Annotated in this window: 11 protein-coding genes; 6 read left to right on the top strand and 5 right to left on the bottom strand. The window is 67.0% G+C overall.

The features are described 5' to 3' along the window. Positions 1-132 precede the first annotated feature (132 nt). On the bottom strand, positions 133-1,185 hold the full coding sequence (queA, locus tag D4754_RS05195) for a tRNA preQ1(34) S-adenosylmethionine ribosyltransferase-isomerase QueA (protein WP_121061861.1): 1,053 nt from the start codon (positions 1,183-1,185) through the stop codon (positions 133-135). A 148-nt stretch (positions 1,186-1,333) separates the two neighbouring features. Continuing rightward, positions 1,334-4,936, bottom strand: coding sequence for an AsmA-like C-terminal region-containing protein (locus tag D4754_RS05200; protein WP_121061862.1), 3,603 nt, complete (start codon positions 4,934-4,936; stop codon positions 1,334-1,336). A 229-nt stretch (positions 4,937-5,165) separates the two neighbouring features. Here D4754_RS05200 and bcp point away from each other — a divergent pair, with 229 nt between their 5' ends. The 4 genes from bcp (at position 5,166) to D4754_RS05220 (ending at position 8,724) form a co-directional block, all read left to right on the top strand. Then, positions 5,166-5,627 (top strand): thioredoxin-dependent thiol peroxidase, encoded by a 462-nt coding sequence (gene bcp / locus D4754_RS05205; protein ID WP_121062236.1) that lies wholly within the window; start codon positions 5,166-5,168, stop codon positions 5,625-5,627. A 17-nt stretch (positions 5,628-5,644) separates the two neighbouring features. Beyond that, on the top strand, positions 5,645-6,448 hold the full coding sequence (locus D4754_RS05210; protein ID WP_121062237.1) for a ferritin-like domain-containing protein: 804 nt from the start codon (positions 5,645-5,647) through the stop codon (positions 6,446-6,448). A 346-nt stretch (positions 6,449-6,794) separates the two neighbouring features. Next, positions 6,795-8,123: a M23 family metallopeptidase gene (locus D4754_RS05215; RefSeq protein ID WP_121062239.1), complete on the top strand. Its 1,329-nt coding sequence runs from the start codon at positions 6,795-6,797 to the stop codon at positions 8,121-8,123. After that, the gene (locus D4754_RS05220; RefSeq protein ID WP_121061863.1) at positions 8,113-8,724 is read left to right on the top strand and encodes a bactofilin family protein; all 612 of its coding nucleotides are present in this window, start codon (positions 8,113-8,115) and stop codon (positions 8,722-8,724) included. The genes D4754_RS05215 and D4754_RS05220 overlap by 11 nt, the downstream gene beginning before the upstream one ends. A 188-nt stretch (positions 8,725-8,912) precedes the next feature. Here the strand turns inward: D4754_RS05220 and D4754_RS05225 are convergent, their stop codons facing one another. After that, positions 8,913-9,464 carry a peptidylprolyl isomerase gene (locus D4754_RS05225; protein WP_121061864.1) on the bottom strand — a complete coding sequence of 184 codons (552 nt, stop codon included), beginning with the start codon at positions 9,462-9,464 and terminating at the stop codon, positions 8,913-8,915. Further along, positions 9,457-9,963 (bottom strand): peptidylprolyl isomerase, encoded by a 507-nt coding sequence (locus D4754_RS05230; protein ID WP_121061865.1) that lies wholly within the window; start codon positions 9,961-9,963, stop codon positions 9,457-9,459. Before D4754_RS05230 ends, D4754_RS05225 begins: the two co-directional genes overlap by 8 nt. Positions 9,964-10,118: 155 nt before the next feature. On the opposite strand from D4754_RS05230, the gene D4754_RS05235 reads away from it, so the two are divergent. Continuing rightward, positions 10,119-11,309: a phosphoglycerate kinase gene (locus tag D4754_RS05235; protein WP_121061866.1), complete on the top strand. Its 1,191-nt coding sequence runs from the start codon at positions 10,119-10,121 to the stop codon at positions 11,307-11,309. Positions 11,310-11,629: 320 nt separating this feature from the next. Further along, positions 11,630-12,523 carry a fructose bisphosphate aldolase gene (locus D4754_RS05240; protein ID WP_121061867.1) on the top strand — a complete coding sequence of 298 codons (894 nt, stop codon included), beginning with the start codon at positions 11,630-11,632 and terminating at the stop codon, positions 12,521-12,523. A 316-nt stretch (positions 12,524-12,839) separates the two neighbouring features. On the opposite strand, the gene D4754_RS05245 is transcribed toward D4754_RS05240, so the two are convergent. Then, complete coding sequence (locus tag D4754_RS05245; protein ID WP_240453756.1) at positions 12,840-14,522, bottom strand: acyl-CoA dehydrogenase family protein; 1,683 nt, start codon at positions 14,520-14,522, stop codon at positions 12,840-12,842. Between the last annotated feature and the right edge of the window lie 155 nt (positions 14,523-14,677).

A 14,677-nucleotide genomic window follows, 5' to 3' on the forward strand; every position in this document is an offset into this window, starting at 1 on the left:
AGGACAAGTCGCTTTTGAACCCCGGATCCGCAACCGGCGACCCTTCGCCGCGACAGCGCCCGCGCCCCGGCTTCTTTGGTCCCCAAATACCTCGGGGGGAGACCGCCGCCAGGCGGTCGGGGGCAGAGCCCCCTAGGGTTGGGGAATCAGCAGCGACGCATCCCCGTAGGAAAAGAAGCGATACCCGTTCCGCACGGCGTGGTCATAGATCGCCATCACCCGCTCCCGCCCGATCAGGGCCGACACCAGCATCAGAAGCGTCGATTTCGGCAGGTGGAAATTGGTCATCAGCGCATCGGTCACGCGGAAGTCGAACCCGGGGTAGATGAAGATGTCGGTCTCCCCCTCCCAGGGCGCGATCCCGCCCGCCCGCGCCGCCGTCTCGATCAGGCGCAGCGCGGTGGTGCCCACGGGGATCACCCGGCCGCCCTCGGCCCGTGTCGCGGCGATCTCGGCCGCGGCGGTTTCGCTCACGCGGCCCCATTCGGCATGCATCCGGTGGGTGCGCACGTCCTCGACCTTCACCGGCAGGAAGGTGCCCGCGCCGACATGCAGCGTGACATGGGAAAACGTCACCCCCATCGCCGCCAGCCGGTCCAGAAGCGCCCGGTCGAAATGCAGCGACGCGGTGGGCGCGGCCACGGCGCCGGTGTTGCGGGCAAAGACGCTCTGGTAATCGTCCCGGTCGCGCGCGTCAGCGGCCCGGCGCCCGGCGATATAGGGCGGCAGGGGCATCGCGCCATGGGCCTCCAGCGCCTGTCCGAACGCCTCGCCCTCAAGATTGAAGCGCAGCACGCCCTGTCCGTCTTCGACCCCCGTCAGTCGAGCCGCAAAATCGTCGCCGAAGCGGATCTCCTCGCCCACCTGCACCTTGCGCAGGGGCTTCAGAAGCGCGGTCCACTGCCCGTCGGGCCGGGGCGACAGCAACGTGGCCTCGATCTTCGCGGTGACCTCGCCCTGCCCGCTCATCCGGCGGCGGGTGCCTGTCAGGCGTGCCGGGATCACGCGGGTGTCGTTCAGGACAAGCCTGTCACCGGGGCGCAGCCAGTCCGGCAGATCGCCGACATGGGCATCGGTGATCCGCGGCCCGTCCGACACCAGCAGGCGCGCCGCGCTCCGCGGAACGGCGGGGCGCGTGGCAATCAGGTCCTCGGGCAGGTCGAAATCGAAATCGCTCAACAGCATGGCGCCGCCTATAGCGCCGGTTCCGGCCGATGGAAACGCCTGAAACGCCGCCGTCCGCCTCCCTACCCATGCGGGGTCGGCGGCCGCGCTTTGCGCGGGCGACGGGGTGGGCGGGTGGGCCCCGAATGGGTAGGGAGGCGGGTTTCGCCTACCGGTCGCCACCCTTGATGAACACTTCCTGCGGGGCCTTGTGTTGTTCGACCAAGGGCTCACCGCCATCGGCGGGCGGTTTGGGCCGCGGCGCATCGCGGAAGATGTTGCGCGTGAACGAGGGCATCAGCCCCGACAGCAGGTTCACCTCGACCCGCGGATCCTCGGCCGGGCCCTTCAGCGTGTAGTTGAAGCCGAACAACCCTTCGCCCTTGCCCGTCACGACCGAGCCTATGACGTTGAACATGTAGATGGGCGAAATCACCCCGCGCGTGTCCAGCCAGCCAGTGACAAGATTGTAGGTCCCGTCCATCGACATCCCGATCGACGGGCCCACGGCGCTGGAGCGGTAGATCGTCAGCGTCTCGGGCGACAGGCGGAAGTCGGCATCGATCCCCGTGAACTCGATCCCCTTGCCGGCCAGTTCGCTGAACAGGCCCACAAGGCTGATCGCGTTCAGGATCGCCGCCACAGCCGGTGCGCCGGACACCCGCGCGTTCTCGACCCTGAGCGAGCCGTTGTAGGTGCCGGGCGCATCCGCGGGCAGCAGCGTCATCACCATGTCGCCGTCGCGCCCCTGGTCGAACACCCCGGCCGACCGCACGACGCCCCCGGCATCGTCGGACGTGATCCGGTAGGCGCTGCCCCCGTCCTGGGGCGAGATCTGCCCGGCAATCGGCGTGCCGCCGTTCACGCGACCGTTGAAGCCGCCCGCCATGCCCTGCCGCATGTCGAAATCGCCCGCGAAGGCCGTCAGCGCGACGGTTTCGGTGACCTGCAACCGGTCCAGCTGAACCGTCATGCGATTGACCGAACTGTCGCCGCCGGCGCCCGAGTCCTCCGGCACGGTAGAACCGCGGATGTCGAACCGCCCGCCCGTCACCGCAATGTCGGGCGCCGCAGTGCCGCGGCCCCGCATCTCGGCCGAGACATCCAGCCAGTTGCCGATCTTCAGCGACGTGGCCCGGGCGCGATCAAGGTTGCCGTCGGCGCCCAGCGTGACGTCTCCCGTCGCCGTCAGCCCCGCCGCCGCGACCGATACGGAATCGACCCGCGGCACCGTATCCAGCGTGACGGCAACATCCATCTGCCCGCGCGACGCGGCCGGTTTCGACCAGCCAAGCGCCGGCACGGCCAGCCGCACGCCGGCGAGATCCGACTGCGCCGTCAGCACCGGCGGCGCGCCCTTTGGCATGTCGAGCGTGAAATCCGCCGTTCCCTGCCCCGACACGGTGCCATCGGGCAGACCGATATCGAACGTGTCGACTGTCAGCTGCGAAATTTCGGCCGTTCCCGTGACCGAGCCGGGCCCCGGTTCGGTGCCGATCGGCTGGCGCCAGGTGACCGACGCGGGAAGGTCCCCCACGCGCACGTCACCCGTGGCCGAGACGAGGGCCGGATCGGCCACGAGGTCCAGCGCCGCCGCCGTCAGCCGCTGGTCGGGGATCAGTTCGTCAGTCTCGAAACCGGTGATCCGGGCGGACACGTCGAAATCGATCTCCTCGTACTGGACCTGATCCTGCATGGGCAGCACGATCCGGCCGATGGCCAGCGCGTTTCCTTGCGCGAAATCGACCGGCAGGTCGGCGATGTCCATGATCCCGAAGGGCGGTTCGTTCAGCATCGACAGAAGCGACGTGACCTCTGCGCTCACTCGCAGCTCGGCCTCGCCGGGACCGTTCTTCACACCGGTGTCCGGAATCGTGAAGCTGCTGCCCGCCACGTCCAGCGCGCCGCCCTGCCGCGGCAGGATCCGGCCCGAGGTGACGGTCGCCGACAGGCGCAGGCCCGGCACGTCCGGTTTCGCCTTCAGCGTCAATGTCGGGGCCGTGCCGCCCTGCGGCGTCCATGGCGGGACAAGGGCGGCCTGCGAGACGCCCCCGGGAGCCGCGCCGCCACGATCCAGCGCATCAAGGCCTGCGCTTTCGTCGTTTGCGGCGACCTGCACGGTCACAGGAACGACGGCCTGCGACAGCTCGGCCAGCCGGCCGTCCAGCGTGCCGTGGCCGACAGCGTCCAGCAGCGGCGGCAGCGTGGCGTGATAGCGGACCGAAGCCTTTTCGAAGTCGAAATCGGCATGCAGCGCCGGCGCCTCGTTCGGGGCCCAACGCAGCGACGCATCGATCCCTGTCATCAGGCCGCCGCGAATGTTTTCGGCCGCCCAGGCCCGGCCTTCCGAGGCCACCGGCAGCGGCCAGAAACTGATCGCCCGCTCTACCGTGATTTCGTTCACCTGCGCGTCCAGCGCGATGTTCCAGCCCTCGGCCACGGCGCGCACCGCGCCCGACAGCAGCAGGTCGGTTTCCCCCTGCGAGACCGACAGCTGGCCCAGCGTGAAGCGGAATGGATCGAGCTCCAGCCGGAAATCGGTCGATGCGCCCGACAGTTCCAGCGGCGCGGGGTAGATATCGGCCGGGTTCAGGACAAGGCCCGTGAACTCGAACTGGCCGATCAGCTCGTCCAGGCCGCCGTTCTCGTGTACGTCCAGGTAGGCCACGCCCGTGGCCGTCCCTGTGCCCCAGTCGCTGTCGACGGCCAGTTCGTCGAACCGCAGGGTCCGCGTGGCGGGGCTGAATTCGAAATAGCTGTGCGCCTTCCGGAATGGGATCGGGCGGGTCTTGTCCGTGGGCTGCAACACGCCCTCCCCGATATGAAGCGTGCCCGAGACGGGCCCCAGCGCGCCGGTTTCCGTGAGAGAGCCGCGCATCGCGCCCGAGATCGGCGCGCGCAGGGCATCGAGCCATGCCAGCGCCACGGTCTGCCCCGCCAGATCGCGCGCATCGACATCGTCGAGCTTGAAGGACACCTGCGCCGCCTTGTCGCCGATATCGCTGTCGAGGCTGAATTCAACCGTGGACCGCGGGGCGTGGCCGCCCAGCACGTTGAACCCGCCCGTCGCCTCCAGATCCCGCGCGCCGCGCAGGACGGTCAGGTAGCCGCCCTCCAGTTCATAGGTGCGCCGCGCGCGGTGGTCTTCGAAATCCAGCGACAGGGTGCGCACGTCGATCCGGTTCAGCTCGGAAAACAGCGGGGCCTGCAGGGCCTCGTCGACCATGCCGATCAGTTCCGGCACGTTTTCCGCCTGCACGGGATGGGCGCCGTCGATGAACGACAGCACGACGCGGCCGGTCCGGTCGCGTTCAAGAAAACCTTCGACGCCGGTGATCGTCACGGTTTTCGGCTGGATCTGCCCGTCCAGAAGCGCGTGCATGGACAGGGTCATTTCCGCGTTGTCGATCAGCACCAGGTCGCGCCCGTCCGGTTCCGTCAGCGTCACGTCGCCCAGGTGAAGGCTGGGCCTGCCGTCACGGCCCAGCGTGAACGAGATCTCGCCGAAGCCGATCCCCATACCATCCATGTTGCGTTCCAGCCCGGCGGTCAGACGGTCCTTCATCCAGCCCGGCGCATCCAGCGGCGTGCCCACCAGCATGAACGCGAAGGCGCCGGCGACCAGCACGATGGACCCGGCCGTCGTCAGGATGCCGCGGCTGATGTACCACAGATACGTGTGCGCACCGCGTCGGGCGCGCGCGGCATCGTACCGCTCGCGCCGCGTGGGCTTCTTCCGTTTCTCTGTCGCGTCCTCGCCCTTCGGCGCCATGTTCCGTTCCGCCGTCTGGTCTGCCGTCTGGTCCGCAATCTGGTTCGATGTCTGGTTCGACGTCTGTACGGTTGTCTTTTCAATTGTCGCGGACGACCTAATATGATCCCCACACGGCGTGCCTGTCACCGCGAGATCGCATCATCCTGCCCATTCCGGTTGGTCCTGTTGCACGCGCGCCGGCCCGCACCGACCGATCACGTCAACCGAGGAGACCCCCATGCCCGACATGCCCGAAGTGTCCGATACCGCCCCGGATTTCACCCTGCCCCGAGACGGCGGCGGCGATGTAACGCTTTCAGCGTTGCGCGGTGCGCCGGTGGTTCTGTTCTTCTATCCCAAGGACAATACGCCGGGATGCACCAAGGAATCCATCGGCTTCTCGGAAAGCGCGCAGGCCTTTGCCGACGCCGGTGCGCAAGTCTTGGGGATTTCCAAGGACAGCGTCGCCAGCCACGACAAATTCGTTGCGAAACAGAATCTCTCCATCCCCCTTCTGTCGGACGAACACACCACCACCTGCGAAGATTACGGGGTATGGGGTGAAAAAAAGATGTACGGCAAGACATTCATGGGCATCACCCGCGCCACCTTCCTGATCGACGCCGACGGCAAGATCGCGAAGATCTGGCCCAAGGTGAAGGTCGACGGCCATGTCGACGAGGTGCTGGCGGCGGTGAAGGCTCTGTGAGCCTCACGCTGACCGAAATGGCGGTGGAGGTTCTGTCCACCGCCGACGGCCGCGCCAAGGCGGCGCTGTCGCGGGCCCATGCGGCAACGTGGTTCGCCGCGCGGCGGGGAGAGAGCGCACCGATCGCCATTGGCACCGCGTCGCCCCCCGATTTTCCCGCGCGTCCCACCAAGCCCGATCTGCTGGAGCCCCGCGACGTGCCGCGCCGCCGCCCCGGCAGCCCCACGGGCCGGATCGCGCTGTTGCACGCCGTGGCGCATATCGAACTCAACGCGGTGGATCTGCACTGGGACATCATCGCCCGCTTCGGCCATGTCCCGATGCCCCAAGGGTTCTACGACGACTGGGTCAAATCCGGCGACGAGGAGGCCAAGCATTTCGGGCTGGTCTGCGATTGCCTTGAAGCGCTGGGAAGCCATTACGGCGCCCTGCCCGCCCATGCCGGCATGTGGCGCGCGGCGTCCGATACGGCGGACGACCTGCCGGGGCGCCTGGCCGTCGTGCCCATGGTGCTGGAAGCCCGCGGTCTGGACGTGACCCCCGGCATGATCGGCATCTTCGAAAAGGCGGGCGAAGCGCAGGCGGTGGCGGCGCTGAAAACCATCTATGCGGAGGAAGTGGCCCATGTCGCCTATGGCTCGAAATGGTTCAACTTCCTTTGCGGGCGCGATGAGCTCGACCCGAAGGAGGCATTCCACAGCCTTGTCCGGCGCTATTTCCACGGCGCGCTGAAGCCCCCCTTCAACGAGGAAAAACGCGCCGATGCCGGGCTGCCACCGGATTTCTACTGGCCGCTGGCCGAGGAGAAGGCCCGCGGATAGAGGCCAGACCCGGTGATCTGCCATTTCGATAAACTTGATACGAAAATGCACGCATTACGTGTGTCCCGACGACCCGAAAGGCGAATTGGTTCTGGCCGATTACAAGGCGCACACCCTCTTTACCTAACGTAAACCAAAACTGCACCAAGCTGGAACACGCTGCTGCAAGTCAGGAATTTCCACTGAATCGGCAAAGAGTTGCCTATTCCGGGGGCGCGGTAACCCGTTTCCAACCGCAGCGGACTATGAGGCTTGCCCAAATGCAAACTCGTGGACTACGAAGTGCCCCAAGATGCCGGAAGCCCTGATCCGTGCATCGTTCGGGGACGGGAATAGGGGTGAGGACGTGCGGACAAAGCTTGCGATCAAGCTCGACAAGTTTCTAGAAAAACGATTTCCGGAACGACGGGTATTCCTGAAATCGGACACGGATACCCGTTTCATTCGCCTGAAACCGGCGACGCAACTCATAGCCTTCAGTTCGGCTATTCTACTGACCTCCTGGGCGATCATCGCTTTGGCGATTGTCCTGATGGACAGTATCGGGTCCGGAAACTTCCGTGACCAGGCCGCGCGCGACAAGGCGATCTACCAGGCCCGCCTGAACCATATCTCGGCCGAGCGTGACGCCCGTGCCGAAGAAGCGGTCGCCGCGCAGAACCGGTTCAACGCGGCGCTCGAACAGATCTCGGTCATGCAGTCGGAACTTCTGGAATCCGAAACCCGCCGCCACGAACTGGCCACCGGGATCGAGGTCATCCAGACCACTCTGCGCACCGTGATGAAGGAACGCGACGAATCGCGCGAAGCGCTGACCGCGCTCAGGGCCGAAACCAAGGGCGAAAGCCGGATGCTGCTGGCCGCCGAAACCGCGCCCAAGCAGATCGAGTTCATGTCGCAGGCGCTGGCCCGCACGGCCGCCGAGCGCGACCAGACGGCCGACGACGCGAAGACGGCCGAGCAGGACCGCGACCGGCTCGTGTCCGAACTGGAAGTCATCAAGGACCGCAATGACCAGATCTTCCGCCAGCTTGAAGAAGCCGTCGAAGTCTCGGTCGAGCCGCTGAACAAGATGTTCACCTCGGCCGGCCTGTCGCCCGACCGGATGATCGAAGAGGTCCGCCGCGGCTATGACGGACAGGGCGGCCCGCTCATGCCGATCTCGTTCTCGACCCGGGGCGAAGAGCCTTCGGGCGACGAATTGCGCGCCAACCGGATCCTCGACCAGATGGACCGGCTGAACCTCTACCGCCTCGCCGCGGAGCAGGCGCCCTTCGCCAACCCGGTCCGCGCCTCGGTGCGCATGACCTCGGGCTTCGGCTATCGCCGCGATCCGTGGTCGGGCGGTCGGCGGCTGCATTCCGGCACCGATTTCGCCGGCCCCCACGGCACCAATATATACGCCACCGCCGACGGCGTCGTGACGCATGCCGGCTGGCAATCCGGCTACGGCAAGCTCGTCGTGATCCAGCACGCCTTCGGGCTGGAAACCCGCTACGCCCACAATACGCGCATTCTCGTCAAGAAGGGCCAAAGGGTCTCGCGTGGGGATCATATCAGTGATATGGGTAGCACTGGCCGTTCGACGGGTACCCATCTGCACTACGAAGTGCGAGCTGCCGGCCAACCCAAAAACCCGATGATCTATATCAAGGCTGCGAGAAATGTTTTCTAAAAGCAAAATCAACGAACCCGGCCCGCGTGCCTCGGACGCAGCAACCGCAGCCCCCGCCGCTGCGCGCCCTGCCCCCCCGAAGCAGGAGAACCAGGCCCCGACGTCGAGCGCTCCGAAGCCGAAACCCGCTGCTTCCATCCTGTCGTCCGATCTGCACGTGACGGGCAACCTGAAGACCAGCGGCGACATCCAGGTCGAAGGCTCGGTCGAAGGCGATATCCGCGCGCACCTGCTGACCGTGGGCGAAACCGCCACGATCAAGGGTGAAGTCACCGCCGACGACGTTGTGATCAACGGCCGCATCGTGGGCCGCGTCCGCGGGCTGAAGGTCCGCCTGACGGCCACCGCCCGCGTCGAAGGCGACATTATCCACAAGACCATCGCGATCGAAAGCGGCGCCCATTTCGAAGGCTCCGTCCAGCGCGACGACGATCCGCTGCAGCCGGGCGGCAAGTCCTCGGGGTCGGCCAACACGTCCACCGGCGGCGAATCCAAAAGCGCCGCGGCCGACAACGCCAGCAGCGCGGCCCGCACGACGTCGAAAGCCGCCTCTGCCGCCGCTTCTGCGCGGAAACAGGCCGACACCACGCCGTCTTCGTAAATCGCCGAGTTCCGGGTTTCCGGTCAAAATCGGCCCCGTCCGTTCTGCGGCGGGGCCGTTTTCATTGAAGACACCGAAACCCCGTCCCGGCCTCTTCTTCTCTTCCCAGATCCTCCCGTCGGAGGCGTCGCCGCGCCCGGCGCAAGTCGCGGCAGGCCGGTCCGGCCCGCCGCATCTGGCACATGGGATCAGTCGGTCACCGTGACCGATGTCATCCGGTCGGGCTGACCGACAACCGCACCGTTCTGGCCGGTCCCGCGCTTGATCTGGTCGACGACATCCATTCCGTCCGTGACCCGGCCCACGACCGTGTACTGGCCGTTCAGGAACGGCGCTTCGTCGAACATGATGAAGAACTGCGAATTGGCGCTGTCCGGGCTCTGCGACCGGGCCATGCCGACCACGCCGCGTTCGAACGGAATGTCCGAGAACTCGGCCGCGAGATCCGGTTCGTCGGAGCCGCCGCGCCCGGCCATGCGCATGTCGCCGCCCATCTTGCCGAATTCCACGTCGCCCGTCTGCGCCATAAACCCGTCGATCACCCGGTGGAAGACGACGCCGTCATAGGCGCCGCTTTCCGCAAGGCTGGCGATCCGTTCGGCATGGCCCGGGGCCACGTCTTCCAGCAGGTCGACATGAATGGTGCCGTTCGCGCCTTCGCCTTCGACCGCGATATCGAGCCCCGTTGCCATCGCGGGGCCCGCGGCCAGCAGGGCCAGTCCAAGTGCAAGCTTACGCATCTGCGGCCACCTTCATGCTGATCATCCGGTCGGGCTCCGCCGGCGGCTCGCCCCGCGCGATGGCATCGACATGTTCCATACCCGAAATCACCCGGCCATAGACGGTGTACTGCCCGTTCAGGAAGTTGTTGTCCTGGAAGTTGATGAAGAACTGCGAATTGGCGCTGTCCGGGTTGGCCGACCGGGCCGCCCCGATGGTGCCGCGATCATGCGGCAGGCGCGAGAATTCGGCCGGCAGGTTCGGCAGGTCCGACCCGCCCGTGCCCGCCATGCGAATGTTGAAGTCTTCTTCCATGTTGCCATGCTTCACGTCGCCGGTCTGGGCCATGAAACCGTCGATCACCCGGTGAAAGCAGACATTGTCATAGGCGCCGGCGCGGGCCAGTTCCTTCATCCGCGCGCTGTGCTGCGGCGCGACATCGGGCAGCAGCTGGATCGCGACGGTGCCGTCCTTCAGTTCGATCAGGATCGTGTTCTCGGGATCTTCGTACTCGGCCATGCGAGCCTCCGTTCTTGTCTGTTAGTTCTTTTGCCAAGACACCTATTCGCGCTGCGCCGGTTTGCCAAGGGAGCGGCGGCATTCGCCGCATTGACCAAGGCGCCCGGAACGGGGAACAACCCTGTCAGTACCGTTTTTCACGAAGGATTTGACCGATGGGTTGGAAATCGCTCGACGACATGGATCTGAAGTCCAAACGCGTGCTGGTGCGCGTCGACATCAACGTGCCGATGGAGAACGGCGTGGTGACCGACGACACCCGCATCCGTCGCCTGCTTCCAACGATAGAAACGATCCTGAACGCCGGCGGCACGCCGATCCTTCTGGCGCATTTCGGCCGCCCCAAGGGCCAGGTCGTGCCCGAGATGTCGCTGGGCCAGCTCGTCCCCGCACTGGAAGCCGCCTTCGACCGCCCCGTCACCTTCTGCGCCGACTGCCGCGGCCCGGCCGCCATCGCCGCGGCCGATGCCCTGCCCGACGGCGCGATCCTGCTTCTGGAGAACACGCGTTTCTATCCGGGCGAGGAAAAGAACGATGCCACATTCGCCGCCGAGATGGCCGCGGTGGGCGACATCTACTGCAACGATGCGTTTTCCGCCGCGCACCGCGCCCACGCCTCGACCGAAGGCATCGCCTGCACCCTGCCTGCCTGCGCCGGCCGCCTTATGGAGGCGGAACTGAAAGCGCTGGAAGCCGCGCTCGGCAAACCGGAACGGCCCGTCGTGGCCGTTGTGGGCGGCGCCAAGGTGTCGACCAAGCTCGACCTGCTGGGCAACCTCGTCGAAAAGGTCGATCACCTCGTGATCGGCGGCGGCATGGCCAACACGTTCCTGGCCGCCGAAGGCTATGACGTGGGCAAGTCGCTCTGCGAACACGACATGACCGGCACGGCGCAGAAGATCATGGCGCAGGCCAGGGCGGCGGGCTGCGAGATCGTGCTGCCCACAGACATCGTCGTCGCGCGCGAATTCAAGGCCGGCGCCGCGAACGAGACCGTCTCGATCGACGCCTGCCCGGCCGACGCGATGATCCTCGACGCGGGCCCCGAAACGGTGGAACGCATCGGCTCCGTCCTGGAAAACGCGAAGACGCTGATCTGGAACGGCCCGCTCGGCGCGTTCGAAATCGCGCCCTTCGACACCGCCACCAATTCCGCCGCCGGCATCGCCGCCGAACGCACGGCCTCCGGACACCTGATCTCGGTCGCCGGCGGCGGCGACACCGTCGCGGCCCTGAACAAGGCGGGCGCTGCCGAAAGCTTCACCTACATCTCGACGGCGGGCGGGGCCTTCCTCGAATGGATGGAAGGCAAGACCCTGCCTGGCGTCGCGGCCCTCGGCGCCTGAGATCCGGGCCGGTCGCCGCTTCCCCGCGGCGGATGCCTCCGGCGGGAGTATTTGGGAAAGAAGAAGGGGCGCCCGCTCGATCGGGCGCCTTTTCCATTGCTGTCGTGGGTGGGCTTCTTTGGTCTCCAAATACCTCGGGCGGGGGGCAGCGCCCCCCCCTCGCAACGCTCGCGCCATACCCCGTTTTCCACTGCATCGCTCTGCCGCGGTTCCGTTCGCGCTAACGGAGATTGCGTGCCCGCCAGACTGTGCCGTATCAAAATCCCTGACGGCGCCGCGCGCGCGTGGCGTGACCACAACGCTATTGGAAGGACGACCCCATGCCGAACCAGACCCAGGCCGATCAGATGCGCGCAGGTGGCGGCTTCATCGCCGCGCTCGACCAGAGCGGCGGGTCCACGCCCAAGGCGCTGAAGCTCTACGGGATCGAGGAAGACGCTTACGGGTCCGAGGCCGAGATGTTCGACCTGATCCACCAGATGCGCTCGCGCATCATCAAGTCGCCCGCTTTCACCGGCGACAAGGTGATCGGCGCGATCCTGTTCGAAATGACGATGGACCGCGATATCGACGGTACGCCCACCGCCACCTACCTGTGGGAGAAACGGCACGTCGTACCCTTCCTGAAGGTCGACAAGGGCCTGGCCGACAGCACCGACGGCGTAAAACTGATGAAGCCCATGCCGGAGCTTGACGCGACGCTGGAAAAGGCCGTCGCGAAGGGCATCTTCGGCACCAAAATGCGCTCGGTCATCGACGCGGCCAACCCCGCCGGCATCGCCGCCAATATCGCCCAGCAATTCGAGATCGGCCACCAGATCCTGGGCCACGGGCTGGTTCCGATCCTCGAGCCGGAAGTCACCATCTCGATCCCCGACAAGGCCGAGGCGGAAGATATCGTCCTGGCCGAGATTCTGAAGGGCCTCGAAAGCGTACCCGCCGACCAGCAGGTCATGCTGAAACTGTCGCTTCCCACCAAGGCCAACCAGTATGCCGCGCTGGTCGACCATCCGCGCGTGATGCGCGTCGTGGCGCTGTCGGGCGGCTATGCACGGAACGAGGCCAACGAGAAGCTCGCCGCCAACCGCGGTATCATCGCGTCCTTCAGCCGGGCGCTGACCGAAGGGCTTTCGGCCCGGCAGGCGGACGAGGATTTCGACCGGACCCTCGCCGCGACCATCGACACGACCCACAGGGCGTCGGTCGCGGGCTGACCGGATACGGGGGCGCTGCCCCCGCCCTCCCCTCCCCCGAGGTATTTGAAGACCAAAGAAGCCGGGCGCCCCACCTATCTGGCTGCTGCTTCGGAGCCGTCCTCGCGTGGCGCCGGGCGGCCGGTGCGGGGCGCCGGTGTCAAGGTCAATCGCCGAGGGGCCCCGCAGCGCGGGGAGACGGCTATTGTCCTTGAGGCCGGGGTCCCGATCCGGCAGGCAGGGGGCGCGTGAGGACGGGTTCGAAGCTGCTGCTTTGGTGAGATCCGAAGCGCCGCGACGGTGACCCGTTCACGTGGCCGCCTTCAAGTGGCCCCGTTCATGCAGGCGCGATCCGGGACAGGATCGCTTCGGTATCCGTGCCGGTCACCGCGCCGGGCAGCGATCCGCGGTCCCCTTTCAGCCGGGTTCTGGCGTAGCCGGCCGCGACCGCTTCGGGGGCCGTCTCGATCAGGGCCATGCCGGTCAGCAAACCGGCGAGGCTTTCGGCGAACCACCTTGCCTCGGCCTCCTCGGGCAGGCCGGGCCAGCGGGACAGGTGAGCCTGAAGCGCCGTGTCGTACTCCGGCAGGGTGCCGCGGGCGGACTGAAGGCGGGCCTGCAGCGCCTCGCCCGCCATGCGGTCACGGGCGAGCGTGCGCAGGATATCGAGGCAGATGACATTGCCCGAACCCTCCCAGATGCCGTTCAGCGGCGCCTCGCGGTAGAGCATCGGCATCGGCGTGTCTTCGACGTAACCCATGCCGCCCAGCACCTCCATCGCTTCGGCGGTGACGGCGATGCAGCGCTTGTTCGAGAGATACTTCGCCAGCGCCACGCCGATCCGGGCGAAGGCGCGGGAGTCCGCATCGCCGGCATCGAAGCTGCGGGCGACGTAAATTCCGGCGGCCAGCGCGCCTTCGGCATCGAGCGCCAGATCCGCCAGCACGGATCGCATCAGCGGCTGGTCGATCAGGTGGCGCTGGAAAGCCGTGCGACGGGAGGTCCAGGCATGCGCCTCGGCCACCGCGGCGCGCATCAGGCCGGCGGGAGCCATGGCGGTATCGAGGCGGGTATGGTGCACCATCTCGATGATCGTGCGGACGCCCGCGCCCTCGTCGCCCAGCCGATAGGCCAGCGCGCGGTCATATTCGATCTCGGAACTCGCATTGGCCACGTTACCCAGCTTGTCCTTCAGCCGTTGCAGGCGGATCGTGTTGCGTTCGCCCTCCAGCCAGCGGGGCACGAGAAAGCAGGTCAGCCCGTCCGGCGCCTGCGCCAGTGTCAGGAAGCCATCGGACATGGGGGCCGAGCAGAACCACTTGTGCCCGGTCAGCCGGTAGTGGTCGCCGTCGCGGTCGGCGCGCGTGGTGTTGGCCCGCACGTCCGAGCCGCCCTGCTTTTCCGTCATCGCCATGCCCATCGTCAGGCCGGCCTTGTCCGCCGCGGGCCGGCGGGACGGATCGTAATCGCGCGATGTCAGGCCGGGGCGCCAGATGGCAGACAGATCGGGATCGGCGTCCAGCGCCGGGACGGCGGCGTAGGTCATCGTCAGCGGACAGGCCACGCCCGGTTCCTCCTGGCTTTGCATGTAGACGAGCGCGGCATGGGCCACGTGCCCACCCGGCGCGCCGTCCCACGGCATCGCGGCATAGCCCTGCCCCACGCCCAGCTGCATCAGCCGGTGATAGGCCGAGGAGAACCCGACCTCGTCCAGCCGCCGGCCGCTACGGTCGAACAGCAGCAGCCGCGGAGGATCGCGGCGGGCCTCGGCCGCGTCGGCGCGCGTGTCTTCGGCACCGTATTCCGCCCCCGCGCAGGCCAGCGCCGCGATGCGGCCGCCCGGGTCCGGGTCCGTTCCTTCCGCGCCCGCGACCAGCGCCGCGCTGACCGCGTCGCGCAGGGCCACGTCACCTGTCCACAGGTCGCGGGACACGGGGCTGGCGGGCTGGTTTTCGACCTCGTGCGTGCCCAGCCGGCTCCGCGGCGGCACGGCATTGTTCATCGGGGTCCGGTCCTTCATCGCGCCTCTCCTTCTGGCTCGAGTCCCTGCCATCCTACCGCACCTATCCGCGTCTGGCACCCACGTCCCGGCGTCAGACAAACCTCTGCCCACGCAGGGGATTCCCTTTGGTTTGCAGTTCTGCCATAATCCCCTTGAAACGCTTCACCAGAAAG

It is taken from the genome of Chachezhania antarctica (genome assembly GCF_003646465.1).
GTDB lineage: Bacteria > Pseudomonadota > Alphaproteobacteria > Rhodobacterales > Rhodobacteraceae > Chachezhania > Chachezhania antarctica.